The 13,557-nt window shown below is 64.1% G+C and carries 13 protein-coding genes; 8 read left to right on the top strand and 5 right to left on the bottom strand.

Annotated elements, in window-relative coordinates:
• Positions 1-11 precede the first annotated feature (11 nt).
• The 5 genes from HW466_RS17695 to metK form a co-directional block, all read right to left on the bottom strand.
• Positions 12-1,256: a radical SAM protein gene (locus HW466_RS17695; RefSeq protein WP_170296690.1), complete on the bottom strand. Its 1,245-nt coding sequence runs from the start codon at positions 1,254-1,256 to the stop codon at positions 12-14.
• Entirely contained in the window at positions 1,216-2,448 is a 1,233-nt protein-coding gene (locus HW466_RS17690; RefSeq protein ID WP_151005397.1) for an MFS transporter, read from the bottom strand. Before HW466_RS17690 ends, HW466_RS17695 begins: the two co-directional genes overlap by 41 nt.
• Positions 2,448-3,449: a radical SAM protein gene (locus HW466_RS17685; protein WP_151005395.1), complete on the bottom strand. Its 1,002-nt coding sequence runs from the start codon at positions 3,447-3,449 to the stop codon at positions 2,448-2,450. The genes HW466_RS17690 and HW466_RS17685 overlap by 1 nt, the downstream gene beginning before the upstream one ends.
• Positions 3,450-3,519: 70 nt before the next feature.
• Entirely contained in the window at positions 3,520-3,669 is a 150-nt protein-coding gene (locus HW466_RS17680) for a hypothetical protein (protein ID WP_155630629.1), read from the bottom strand.
• 545 nt (positions 3,670-4,214) lie between these two features.
• Complete coding sequence (gene metK, locus HW466_RS17675; RefSeq protein WP_011546455.1) at positions 4,215-5,402, bottom strand: methionine adenosyltransferase; 1,188 nt, start codon at positions 5,400-5,402, stop codon at positions 4,215-4,217.
• Positions 5,403-5,643: 241 nt separating this feature from the next.
• Here metK and lpxL point away from each other — a divergent pair, with 241 nt between their 5' ends.
• From lpxL to hslV, 8 genes are all read left to right on the top strand, one after another.
• Positions 5,644-6,552, top strand: a complete 909-nt coding sequence (gene lpxL, locus HW466_RS17670; RefSeq protein WP_269112330.1) for a lauroyl acyltransferase LpxL — start codon at positions 5,644-5,646, stop codon at positions 6,550-6,552.
• A 190-nt stretch (positions 6,553-6,742) separates the two neighbouring features.
• Entirely contained in the window at positions 6,743-7,612 is an 870-nt protein-coding gene (gene dapF, locus HW466_RS17665; RefSeq protein WP_151005393.1) for a diaminopimelate epimerase, read from the top strand.
• A gap of 36 nt (positions 7,613-7,648) precedes the next feature.
• On the top strand, positions 7,649-8,374 hold the full coding sequence (locus tag HW466_RS17660; RefSeq protein ID WP_059504473.1) for a DUF484 family protein: 726 nt from the start codon (positions 7,649-7,651) through the stop codon (positions 8,372-8,374).
• A gap of 13 nt (positions 8,375-8,387) precedes the next feature.
• Positions 8,388-9,308, top strand: a complete 921-nt coding sequence (gene xerC / locus HW466_RS17655; protein ID WP_059448443.1) for a tyrosine recombinase XerC — start codon at positions 8,388-8,390, stop codon at positions 9,306-9,308.
• A gap of 76 nt (positions 9,309-9,384) precedes the next feature.
• A complete protein-coding gene (locus HW466_RS17650) occupies positions 9,385-10,599 on the top strand; it encodes a class I SAM-dependent rRNA methyltransferase (protein ID WP_059771762.1) in 1,215 nt (404 codons plus the stop codon).
• A 199-nt stretch (positions 10,600-10,798) separates the two neighbouring features.
• Positions 10,799-11,878 carry a CobW family GTP-binding protein gene (locus HW466_RS17645; protein ID WP_151006532.1) on the top strand — a complete coding sequence of 360 codons (1,080 nt, stop codon included), beginning with the start codon at positions 10,799-10,801 and terminating at the stop codon, positions 11,876-11,878.
• Positions 11,879-12,367: 489 nt separating this feature from the next.
• A complete protein-coding gene (dksA, locus tag HW466_RS17640) occupies positions 12,368-12,784 on the top strand; it encodes an RNA polymerase-binding protein DksA (RefSeq protein WP_006477498.1) in 417 nt (138 codons plus the stop codon).
• A 236-nt stretch (positions 12,785-13,020) separates the two neighbouring features.
• Positions 13,021-13,557: an ATP-dependent protease subunit HslV gene (gene hslV, locus HW466_RS17635; protein ID WP_006760749.1), complete on the top strand. Its 537-nt coding sequence runs from the start codon at positions 13,021-13,023 to the stop codon at positions 13,555-13,557.

The raw sequence follows: 13,557 nt of genomic DNA, 5'->3' as shown, positions 1-13,557 counted from the left end.
AGGCCCTCCGTCTAGCACCAGTAGTTCGTCAAGTCCTTATCGAGTCGCTGATCCACAAGCCTGTACAGCGCGGCCTCCGAACAAGAAGCCGCTGCCACGTATTCGGCCAGCGAATCGGCCGAGATGTGATCGCGCAGCATGTCCAGCACCCACAGGTTGACCTGGCGCTCTACGTCGATAGAAGCATGACGCCTCGGATCTGTTGCCAGCGTACGCGTCGCGACATGGCCGATTTCGTGCAGGGTCGTGAAGAATCTCAAGGCGCCCTCCACTCTTTCGCTCACGACGACATGGCGCTGACCGCCATGCTCATAAATGAGCGCATTTGCACCGATATCATGGGCGGCAACCGTCACGCTTGCTATTCCATGTTGCGTCGCCGCATCGAGCACAACGCGCTCGAAGAAGGCCGCCTGCTTGCCTGCAACGAAAGTGCAATACTGTTCGGCGAGTGCCCCCTCCGACAACGAGCCGATTCGCTCTCCCCATTCGCCGGCAGCAAGTTCGCCGTCTGCGCCGATAACGAGCGGAGGAAGGCGCCTGGTCGGGCGAATTTCGCGACCGGTCCGGACATCATGGGTAGGGCAAGCAATCCAGCCGTCGCCGCTTTTGCTGTCCATGAAGGCCGACGCGGCTTGCAACACCTCCCGCTTCATCCCGGGCGTGAGCGGCTCAAATGCGGCGCAAGACCCCGACGATTCATAAAAGGCCAGCTTGACTCGCGCGACGCCCAGCCGCCACGCATGCTCGAACAACGCCATCGCTTCGCCCCGGTTTTGTTCGTGCAAGCACAAGGCGAGGTTGACCTTCAGTCCGGCCGCGCGCAAGCGGACGATCGCATCCCCGACCTCATTGAAACTCCCGGCACCGCGGATAGCGTCGTTAGACCGTGCGGTTGCACCGTCGAGACTGACCTGAACGCTCGGAATCCCATGCCTGCAAAGGGTTTCGACATGCTCGTCCGTGACTCCGGCGCCGGTCAGGCCGACCAACGGCAACAGGCCGGCGGTTCGCGCATATTCGACAATCAAATCGAAATCGCGGTGAAGAAGCGGTTCGCCCCCTGACAATACGAGCATGTAGGCCCGATGATCACGCGCCTCGTCGATGATCGACAGGCACTGCTCGAGCGGCAACTCATAACGGCCAATCTTGTCGTTCTCCACCAGAAAGCAGTGCCTGCACCGCGACTGGCAGCGATACGTGATGTAGAGGCTAATCGTTTGAGGGAGAAACGGGGACGATACGTTCGCCATCGACATCACCTCGAAAAAGTGAAATCAAACCAATCAAGACCGCGGTAGACGCGCTCAACATGACGAACGCGCTCGCGAATCCGATCCGTTGCGCGATCATCCCGCTTCCCCACAAGAACACCGCGGCACACACCGCTCTGACCAGAGACGCCGCCGACAGAATCGTGGTTCGGTTGGTTGTCCCCGCGGGTAAACAGCGGTTAATCAAGTAGGCGGCATATGACGGATACATGCCTCGGACGATCTGGTGACAAGCAATCGAGAACAACACCCATTCCAACGAAGCGAAAGCATTCGGAACGGTGATCACGCAAGCCGCCGCCGCGAACAGGAGAATCAAGACCGTCGCCGGGACACGGGACAACAACGCGGATTTGCGTATGTGGCTGAACACGTAGGCTGCCGCTGAAGAAAACCCGTACATCGCGGCGAATATCCACCCGATGGCCTCGACATCTGCGCCGCCCTCTAGCAGCAACGGCTGATAAAAATTGAAGCCGGCCCGCAGACAGGCGAACGTGACAGCCGCTACGAGGATGGCTCCCAGCAAAGCGCGGGATGAAATGGTGGTCGCAATGCCGTCTCTCGCGATTTCGACAAGCCCGGGCCGGCGCGATCGATGCTCGTACACCGGTTCGCGAATCCAAAGCGCAAACGACAACGTCAATGCGGCGAGAATGCCCATGTCGAGATACATCGGGAATGCGAGGGAGCGCGACGCAAGCCAGCCACCGACTACCGAAGCAGCCCCCCCGCACAACAAAGACACGCTCGTCGCACGAGCATTGACGGTGTGAAAGTCGGCATCTCGGCCGCATGCGGCGAACGCGTCGAACATCATTGCCTGAAATGCTCCATTCGATAGTGCCCCCCCGCATGCGAACAGAAATGCGATCAGCCACGGCGATGCCCGATGCCCGTAGCGGACCAGACAAACCATCGCGGCGAAATACACGACGTTGCCGGTCACCAGCGCGAACTTTCTGCCATACCGATCGGCAAGCACGCCTGTCGGAATCTCGAGCAACCACAAAAAAACGAAGATCAGCGAAATGATCGAGCTGTATTGGGCGAACGTGAATCCGGCATAGGACGTGTAAAAAAACACGAGAACGGGCGCCGAGAATGCTTCGAGAGCGAGGCATGCCTGTAAATAGCAAAGGCGCCGCCAGCGCTTCAGCTCATCGGCCATCACGATTCCGATGTAAAGAGATTGCGCGAGTAGGCGTTGAATGCGACATGGCAACCGTGTTGATGAACGTCATCGAACGATCTGATTGTCGGTGTGCGCTCCCCCTGAGCTTGCCCACGCCACCGCCGGAACAAGGCGTCACCTCGCCACATCGCGTCTATATCCGCAGGCGACTGGATGGCTTGCTCGGTCCGGTCCTCTTCGACGAGCATGTCGCACGCCGAAACGGTGAGATCGCTATTGATGATCATCGACGTCGTGCCCGCACCGCATCCGAAAGTCGCATCCGAGGAAGACCGATTCGGCGAGATGTGTATCCGCTTCACGAAGGCGCCCCCTTCGACATCAAGCCCCGGAAATCGGGACGAGTGATGCACGATGGCTTCCGCAATTTCTCGACACATGTCGGGTGACAGCAAGTGTTGCCGAGCCAGCAATCGACCGGTCCCAATAGGGATAAAGGCATTCAACTTGATGCCGGTTACCCCCAAGGCGGCCGCCAGTTCGAACATGCTTTCGAGCCGACGATAATTGACCCCGGTCAGGGTAAATGCGAGATGAATACGTGCGCCTGCGTCGACCAGCGCCCGAATCCCGCGGACGGCGCGCGCAAATGTCCTGGGGCCGCGAATGGCGTCGTTTTCCTCCGCCACGGGGCTTTCGAGGCTGACCTGATACTGCACGCCACCTGCGTCGACCAATTCGTGCGCCTTCTCGGTATCGACCAATGTCGCATTGGTCGCGATTTTCGACCGCATCCCGTGCGAAGTGATTCTCCTGACGATTTCAGCCAGATCGTTTCTCGCAACCGGCTCGCCGCCTATTAAGACAATTCCGAAAACGCCGCGAGCACCGAGATAATCAATAATCGGCACAATTTCATTAAATTCGGGAGCGCGTTGATAGTCCGTCAAATAGCAGTGCGTGCAACGCAGATTGCATCGCTGCGTGATATACCATTTAACGAACAGCGGAAAATCCATTGCCTCGATTTTTTTCATGACGGCCTCTCATCCCTGACGGGAGCAGGAGGCACCCTCCACTCCCGCCTGCTGCTGATCTCTACGCGGGTCAGCCAAGCACGCTGGAGCTGCTCAAGCAGCCCTCGACATTGATAGCGGTGAAATCAGCCGGTTCGCCTGGTACGGCGATATCGATGTTGTATTCGGAGCGCATCACTTCGGCCGCGACATTTTCATTACTCGATTGAATCGATTCCATCATTTTCTCCATTAAATTAAGATTTCCATTTACGGACAGATCGAACACAACTCGCTTCAACCCGTCATTTGAAAAGTTACTTCTCGAAAACAGGATCGTCAACGTCAACGAATGTCAACATTTGTAACAATTTAGAGATAGTGAATAGATCGCTCAGCGTGACGTCGATCAATATCGATCCGATCGATAAATGACCTGATTGAAAATCGAAACGAAATTGAATATTTGAATTCACCGCGCGTCGGTACATCGTTCGCCCGTCATCGCGCAGGCGTGTTCTATCGGCACGGCGAAACAGTCCCGCGTATTTCGTCTGCGAAGCCGAAAACAACACGCCCCGAGAAGCGGCGGCGCGAAGATGGTTGGCCAGCGGGACGAATCAACGCGCGCCGTCAACGGCCACGATGGCCGTTTTGAGAAGGGAAAAAGACAATGCCCCGGAAGTCCACGACTTACGGGGCATTATTGGCCGCAACCACTATCGATACTTCACGGGTTCGAGCGGAGTGCTGCCGGGCCAACGCCCGACGATGGCAGGACGACGCTTACGCGACGCGAGCCGTCGGCTCCACGCCGGCCGCTTCGGCCAGTGCGAGCGCCTTGTCGGTCGCTTCCCACGAGAATTCCGGCTCTTCGCGGCCGAAGTGGCCGTAAGCTGCCGTCTTCTCGTAGATCGGGCGCAGCAGGTCGAGCATCTTGATGATGCCCTTCGGACGCAGGTCGAAATGCTCGCGCACGAGCTTCGTGATCACCGCATCCGACACGCGGCCCGTGCCGAACGTATTGACCATCACCGAAGTCGGCTCGGCGACGCCGATCGCGTACGACACCTGGATCAGCGCGCGCGATGCGAGGCCTGCCGCGACGATGTTCTTCGCGACGTAACGGCCGGCATACGCAGCCGAACGGTCGACCTTCGACGGATCCTTGCCCGAGAACGCGCCGCCGCCGTGCGGTGCGGCACCGCCGTAGGTGTCGACGATGATCTTGCGGCCCGTCAGGCCGCAGTCGCCCTGCGGGCCGCCGATCACGAACCGGCCGGTCGGGTTCACCAGGAACTTGATGTCGCCCTTGATCAGCTCGGCCGGCAGCGTCGGCTTGATGATTTCCTCGATCACGGCTTCGCGCAGTGCCGGCAGTTCGATGTCCGGTGCGTGCTGCGTCGACAGCACGACGGTATCGATCGAATCGGGCTTGCCGTCGACGTAGCGGACCGTCACCTGCGACTTCGCGTCCGGGCGCAGCCACTGCAGGCGGCCGTCGCGGCGCAGGCTCGCCTGGCGCTCGACGAGACGGTGCGACAGGTAGATCGGCAGCGGCATCAGCTCCGGCGTTTCGTCGCATGCGTAACCGAACATCAGGCCCTGGTCGCCCGCGCCTTGATCGAGGTTGTCGTCGTGCGCGCGATCGACGCCTTGCGCGATGTCAGGCGACTGCTTGTCGTACGCGACCAGCACCGCGCAACCCTTGTAGTCGATGCCGTAGTCGGTGTTGTCGTAGCCGATGCGCTTGATGGTGTCGCGCGCGATCTGGATGTAGTCGATGTTGGCCGTCGTGGTGATTTCACCGGCCAGAACGACGAGACCCGTGTTGCACAGCGTTTCGGCTGCAACGCGGGAGTATTTGTCCTGCTCGAGGATGGCGTCGAGAATCGCGTCCGAGATTTGGTCCGCGACCTTGTCCGGATGGCCTTCGGAGACGGATTCGGACGTGAAGAGATAATCGTTTGCCACTTTTTCAGGCTCCTGTGTGGTTACGGTTGGTTTCACGTAGCCAGCTTCGTTGGGCCTGAAGCGGCGACGCTTTAGCGGATTACCAGGACCGGGCAGCGCGCTTCGCGCCAGCCGGCTTCGCCCCGCAAGTTGTCAGTTAACTCGGCGAAGCCCGTATTATAGCGGCTTTCGTGAATTGTCACAGAGCGCCGCCCGTGCTGCATCTTCCGCTGTCCTACCCCCCTGTTCGCAACGTGCCGGCCTGCCGGCCTCACGGAGACTTCGCATGCTAGGCCGCCTCGGCACGCACCTCGCCATCGGCTTGCTGAAGCTGCTCGCCCTGCTGCCGTACGGCCTGACCGCACGGTTCGGCGACGGCCTCGGCTGGCTGCTGTACCAGATTCCCAGCCGGCGAAAGCGCATCGTACACACCAATCTGAAACTCTGCTTCCCCGACTGGAGCGACGAGCGGCGCGAAGAAGTGGCCGGCCGGCATTTCCGCCACGCGATCCGCAGCTACGTCGAGCGCAGCGTCCAGTGGTTCGGTTCCGAGCGCAAGCTCGCGAAGCTGATCCAGGTCGACAGCGCCGTCGACCTCACCGATCCGGACCTGCCGCCGACGCTGTTCCTGGGCCTGCATTTCGTCGGCATCGAAGCCGGCTCGATCTGGCTGAACCGTTCGCTGCAGCGCCGCTGCGGGTCGCTGTACCAGCCGTTCTCGAATGCCGTGCTCGAGGAAGAGGCGAAGAAGGCCCGCGGGCGCTTCGACGCGGAGATGGTCGGCCGCGCGGACAGCGCGCGCGTCGTGCTGCGCTGGCTGCGCGACCGCAAGCCCGTGATGCTCGGCGCCGACATGGACTACGGCCTGCGCAATTCGACGTTCGTGCCCTTCTTCGGCGTGCCGGCGTGCACGCTGACGGCCGTCGGCCGGCTCGCGAAAACGGGCCGCGCGCAGGTCGTGCCGTTCATCGGCGAGGTGCTGCCGAACTACAAGGGCTACCGGCTCAAGGTATTCAAGCCGTGGGACAACTACCCGACCGGCGACGACGATCTCGACGCACGGCGGATGAACGAATTCCTCGAGGAGCAGATTCCGTTGATGCCCGAGCAGTATTACTGGGTGCACAAGCGCTTCAAGACGCGCCCGCCCGGCGAGCCGAGCCTCTACTGAGTCGAACCCGCGGGCGCGCCGTCAGAGGCGTGCCTGCGCCCCGAACGACACCCCGCGCAGCGCAGGACGCCCCTGTCGGCTGCATGTATCATTTGCGGTTGAGATCAGCACGACGAACGACGCGGCCCGCGAGGCCGGCTCGCACGTCCACCGTGCCGACCGCCCTGTTCGCCATGGAATTCCGGACCCTGTGAAACTCTCGTTCACCAAGATGCACGGCGCGGGCAACGACTTCGTCGTGCTCGACAGCTATTCGCGCGCGCTGCCGCCGCTCACCGACGCGCAGGTGCGCGCGCTCGCCAACCGACACTTCGGCATCGGCGCAGATCAACTGCTGCTCGTCGAGAAGCCGACCGTCGACGGCGCGGATTTCAAGTACCGGATCTTCAATTGCGACGGCGGCGAGGTCGAACATTGCGGCAACGGCGCGCGCTGCTTCGTGAAATTCGTCCGCGACCGCGGCCTGACCGACAAGCGCAGCGTGCGCGTACAGGTGATGAAGGGCTTGATCACGCTGACGATGCAGGACGACGGCGAAGTCGTCGTCGACATGGGCGCACCCGTGTTCGCGCCGGCGCACGTGCCGTTCGACGCGTCGGGGCTCGACGGCCGCGCCGATGGCAACGACACGCTGTGGCCGCTCGACGTCGGCGGCCATACGCGCTGGATCTCGACGGTGTCGATGGGCAACCCGCACGCGGTGCAGGTCGTCGACGATGCCGAAGCGTGGCCGGTGCTCGACGAAGGCCCGCTGATCGAGCGTCACGCCCGCTTCCCGCAGCGGGTGAACGCCGGCTTCATGCAGATCGTGTCGCGCCACGAAGTGAAGCTGCGCGTGTACGAGCGCGGCGCGGGCGAGACGCTCGCGTGCGGCACCGGCGCGTGCGCGGCGGTGGCGGCCGGCATCCGGCGCGGCCTGCTCGATTCGCCGGTGACCGTGCACACGCACGGCGGCACGCTGACGATCAGCTGGGACGGCGCGCGCGACGAATCCGCCGCGCTCATGATGGCCGGGCCCGCCGCGACCGTGTTCGAAGGCGAGATCGACCTGAACGTCTGACCCTTCAACGTCCTGATAACTGAACGCTCCAGCCACATGAACGATCGCGAAGTCGCCGACTACCTGCTCGCCAATCCCGAATTCTTCGCGCAACACGCGGAACTGCTCGCGACGATCCGTCTCGCGAACCCGCACGGCAAGGCCGCGATCTCGCTGCAGGAGCGGCAGATGGAGATGCTGCGCGACAAGAACAAGCATCTCGAGCGCCGGCTCGCCGAACTGGTGCGCTACGGCCACGAGAACGACAGCCTGTCCGCGAAGTTCAGCCGCTGGACGGCGCGCGTGATCGCGGAACGCGACCCGTACGCGCTGCCGCGCACGATCGCCGAAGGCATCGCCGACGTGTTCGACGTGCCGCAGACGGCGCTGCGCGTGTGGGACGTCGCCGACACCTACGCGCAGGCCGATTTCGCGCGCCAGGTCGGCGAGGAAGTGCGCCTGTTCGCGAACGGGCTGTCGACGCCGTATTGCGGCGCGAACACAGGCTTCGAAGCGGCCCAGTGGCTCGCGCCCGCGCTTCCGGCACCGGCCGCGACCGCGACGGAAGGCGCCGAAGCCGCGCCGGCCGGCGACGGCGCGGCCACGTCGGTCGCGCTGCTCGCGCTGCGCGCGCCGCTCGCCGGCACCGACGCGCCGGCGTTCGGCCTGCTCGTGCTCGGCTCGCCCGATCCGCGCCGCTTCCACGACGGGATGGCGACCGACTTCCTCGCGCAGATCGCAACGCTCGCGAGCGCGGCGCTTACGCGCCTGCTGCCGCACTGATCCACCGCCCGCGATGACCGACGATCCGATCGCCGCCTACCTGTCGAACCTGAAGCACGTCAGGCAGCTGTCGGAACACACGCTGCGCGCGTACACGCACGAACTCGACGAACTGAAGAAGCTCGCCGCCGGCCGCCCGCTCGATGCGCTCACGGCCGCCGACATGCGCGGCGCGGTCGCCCGCGCGCATGCCGGCGGGCTGTCCGCGCGCTCGATCTCGCACCGGCTGTCCGCGTGGCGCGCGTTCTACCGCTGGCTCGCGCAGCGCATCGAGATGCCCGCGAACCCCGTCGCCGCGGTGCGCGCGCCGAAGCGCCCGAAAACCCTGCCGAAGGCGCTGTCGGTCGACGACGCAGCGGCACTGATGGACGCGCCGCTCGCCGGCACGACCGAGGGCATCCGCGATCACGCGATCCTCGAGCTGTTCTATTCGTCCGGGCTGCGCCTGGCCGAACTGGTCGGGCTCGACGTCAGGTATACGGAGGCGGACGGCTACCGCTCGGCGGGCTGGCTCGATCTCGCCGAAGCGGAAGTCACCGTGCGCGGCAAGGGCAACAAGGAACGCAAGGTGCCGGTCGGCCGCAAGGCGATCGACGCACTCAACGCGTGGCTCGCGGTGCGCGACGAATTCGTGAAGCACGATCCGCATCCGCTGTTCGTGTCCGTGCGCGGCAACCGGATGGCACCGGGCGTCGTGCGCGACCGCGTGAAGCGCGCGGCGCTGAGCGCGGGCATTCCCGCCAATGTCCATCCGCACGTGCTGCGCCACTCGTTCGCCACGCACGTGCTGCAGTCGAGCGGCGACCTGCGCGCGGTGCAGGAGCTGCTGGGCCACGCGAGCGTCGCCGCGACGCAGGTTTATACGTCGCTCGACTTCCAGCATCTCGCGAAAATTTACGACAGCGCGCATCCGCGCGCGAAGAAGCGCGACTGACGCGCATCCCGCCATACCCGCCGCGCACGGCGGCCGGCCACGGCCGGCACCCGCCGCGGCCTCTTTCGATCCGATCATGCAAACCGTCACACTCAGACCGTCCAGGGACAAATCGCTGCTGCGCCGGCATCCGTGGATCTACGCCAATGCGATCGACCGCGTCGACGGCACGCCCGCGCCCGGCGCCACCGTGATCGTGCGCGCGCACGACGGACGCTTTCTCGCGCGCGGCGCGTACAGCCCGCAGTCGCAGATCCGCGTGCGCGTGTGGAGCTTCGACGAGAACGAGCCGATCGATCACGCATTCTTCAAGCGCCGCGTGCAGCGTGCGGTCGCGCACCGCACGTCGATGGTGTCGGGCACGGGCGCGGTGCGGCTCGTGTTCGGCGAAGCCGACGGGCTGCCCGGGCTGGTCGTCGACTATTACGTCGCGGATACGGCCGCACCCGGCGCCGCGCCGCGCGGCCAGCTGGTGTGCCAGTTCATGGCCGCGGGCGTCGACGCGTGGAAGGACGCGATCGTCGCGGCACTCGTCGGCGCGACCGGCTGCCCGAACGTGTACGAGCGCTCGGACGTGTCGATCCGCGACAAGGAAGGGCTCGCGCAGACGACCGGCGTGCTCGCCGGCGACGCGCCGCCCGCGACGCTGATCGCGAACGAAAACGGCGTGCGTTATCACGTCGACGTGCCGCACGGCCACAAGACGGGCTTCTACGTCGACCAGCGCGACAACCGCGCGCTCGTCGCGCAATACGCGGCCGGCCGCGACGTGCTCAACTGCTTCTGCTACACGGGCGGCTTCTCGCTCGCGGCGCTCAAGGGCGGCGCGAAACGCGTGGTGTCGATCGACTCGTCGGGCGACGCGCTCGCGCTCGCGCAACAGAACGTCGTGGCCAACGGCTTCGACGCCGAACGCGCGACCTGGCTCGACGCGGACGCGTTCAAGACGCTGCGCCGCCTCGTCGACGAAGGCGAGCGCTTCGACCTGATCGTGCTCGATCCGCCGAAGTTCGCGCCGACCCGCGACAGCGTCGAGCGCGCATCGCGCGCATACAAGGACATCAACCTGAGCGGCTTCCGGCTGCTGCGTCCGGGCGGCCTGCTGTTCACGTACTCGTGCTCGGGCGCGATCGACATGGATCTGTTCCAGAAGATCGTCGCGGGCGCGGCGGCCGACGCGAAGGTCGACGCGCGGATCCTGAAGCGGCTGGGTGCGGGCGTCGACCACCCGCTGCTCGCCGCGTTCCCGGAAGGCGAATATCTGAAGGGCCTGCTGTTGCAAATCGTCTGATCGCCCCGATCTACGCGCACGCTCGCGTCCGCCGGCCGTTGCCCGCTGGCGGCCCCGCGCTCGAGCCTGTCGTCCGGACGACGGGCGAGGGCTTGACAGGTATGTTTCAATGGATGGTTGTGCGCCCCGGCTCGCCAGTCGACGGCGCGACGCACACATCCTGGTTTTGACCCCGATTCACGAACCACAGGCGACCGACATGGCCACTCCCGTCACCATCCTCACCGGCTTCCTCGGCAGCGGCAAGACGACGCTGCTCAAGCGCATCCTGAACGAACAGCACGGCATGAAGATCGCCGTGATCGAGAACGAATTCGGCGAAGAGAACATCGACAACGAGATCCTCGTTCAGGACACGAACGAGCAGATCATCCAGATGAGCAACGGCTGCATCTGCTGCACGATCCGCGGCGACCTGGCACGCGCGCTCGGCGATCTCGCCGCGAAGAAGCGCGAAGGCAAGCTCGACTTCGACCGCATCGTGATCGAAACGACCGGCCTCGCGAATCCGGGCCCGGTCGCGCAGACCTTCTTCATCGACAGCGAGATCGCCGACGACTTCCTGCTCGACGCGGTCATCACGCTGGTCGACGCGAAGCATGCGAACGCGCAGCTCGACGAACACGAAGTGGTGCAGCGCCAGGTCGGCTTCGCCGATCGCCTGTTCATCACGAAGTCGGACCTGGTGGACGACCAGGCCGTCGCGGCGCTCAAGCACCGCCTGATGCACATGAACCCGAAGGCGACGATCAAGGTCGTGAACTTCGGCGAAGCGGACATCAAGGAAATCTTCGACCTGCGCGGCTTCAACCTGAACGCGAAGCTCGAGATCGACCCGGACTTCCTCGCCGAGGACGACCACGCGCACGATCATCACGATCACGACCATGATCACGATCACGCGCATTGCGACCACGATCACGGTCAATGCGCGCACGATCACGGCCACGGTCATCACAACCATCACCACGCGCACCACGACGACAAGATCAAGTCGTTCGTGTACCGCAACGACCGCCCGTTCGACCCGAACAAACTGGAAGACTTCCTCGGCGGCATCCTCCAGATCTACGGCGAGCGGATGCTGCGCTACAAGGGCGTGCTGTACATGAAGGGCGTCGACCGCAAGGTCGTGTTCCAGGGCGTGCACCAGATGATGGGCAGCGACCTCGCCGCGAAATGGCTGCCGGCCGAGAAGAAGACCAACAAGATGGTGTTCATCGGTGTCGACCTGCCGCAGGACCTGATCACCGACGGCCTCGACGCCTGCCTCGCCTGAGCGTTCGGGCGCCGGCGCGGGCCTTGCGCGCGGCCGCCTGCCCGGGCGGCCGCGGCGCGTGCGCGGTGCTTTTCCGGGCAGGGTTTCGCCGTCATCGCTTTTTCGCGATTTGCGCGTTATATTTTCAAGATATTGGCGCAGCCGACGGGGATCGACCCGATACGGCGCCCGCTTGCGATTCAGTTACAATACGTGCCCGCTGGAGTACGGCAATAACAGGCCCGGTTCTTGCTGAACCATTACCCGGGCATCGCAACCGCGCCGGATCGCCCATCCGCCACCCGGCCGCGGCCGATGCGATCTGCCGCGCAGCACCGGTTCGCCGCGCGCGCAAATCCGCGCCAGGGCTATCCTGGTATTTGAGAACCGGTTTTCCAGAGGCTTTCGGCCCCGCGGCGGCAAATCGCAAATGATTGCAAGCGCAGTTGCGGGTAATCCCAAAGTGCAGGCAATATCTCCTGATTTGCCGCACATTGAAGAAGCAAGCAGATGACGAAGAAACTCTTGACCGAAGCCGAAATCCTGAAGATGAGCGACAAGGATTACATGAATGAGGATCAGCTCGCCTTCTTCAAAAATCGGCTCGAACAGTTGCAGGCGGACATCCTCAAGAACGCAGGCCAGACGACCGAGAACCTGCGCGAGACGGTGATCGTGCCCGATCCCGCCGATCGCGCGACGATCGAGGAAGAGCACGCGCTCGAGCTGCGCACGCGCGATCGCGAACGCAAGCTCCTCAAGAAGGTTCAGCAGTCGCTCGCCCGCATCGATTCCGGCGATTACGGCTGGTGCGAGGAAACCGGCGAACCGATCGGCATCCCGCGCCTGCTTGCGCGTCCGACGGCGACGCTGTCGCTCGAGGCGCAAGAGCGCCGCGAGCTGCGCCAGAAGCTGTTCGGCGACTGATCGAGCGGCGTTCCGCTCCGACACGCTGCTTCCCGAAAGCGCGCGGCCTGCCGCGCGCTTTTTGTTTTTCCGGCGCGCCTCCCGGCCCGCCGGCCGATTTGCCCGCCCCTCTTGATATCCCGGCGCCCGCCCTAAAATGAAACGGATGCGCGCCGGGCCGCTCCCCGGCGCACTGCGATTCATGCGGCGGCGCCACGCGCCGCCCGACTCTTCCCCGTTTTTCTCAAGGAACGCAGATGGAGCAATTTCACGGCACGACCATCGTTTCGGTCCGGCGCGGCGACAAGGTCGCGCTCGGCGGCGACGGCCAGGTAACCCTCGGCAACATCGTCATGAAGGGTGGCGCGCGGAAAGTGCGGCGAATCTACAACAACCAGGTTCTGGTCGGATTCGCGGGCGGCACCGCCGATGCGTTCTCGCTGCTCGATCGCTTCGAAGCGAAGCTCGAGAAGCACCAGGGCAACCTGACCCGCGCGGCCGTCGAACTCGCGAAGGACTGGCGCACCGACCGGATGCTGCGCCGCCTCGAGGCGATGCTGATCACGGCCGATGCGACCACCACGCTCGTCATCACCGGCAACGGCGACGTGCTCGACCCGGAAGGCGGCATCTGTGCGATCGGTTCGGGCGGCGCCTACGCGCAGGCCGCGGCCCGCGCGCTCGCGGAGAACACCGAGCTGTCCCCGCGCGAGATCGTCGAGAAGTCGCTCGAGATCGCCGGCGACATGTGCATCTACACGAACCACAACCGCATCATCGAAACGATCGAGTAA

Origin of the sequence: Burkholderia territorii (genome assembly GCF_902833055.1) — a bacterium.
GTDB lineage: Bacteria > Pseudomonadota > Gammaproteobacteria > Burkholderiales > Burkholderiaceae > Burkholderia > Burkholderia territorii.
This window is presented reverse-complemented; position numbering and strand designations above follow the sequence as displayed.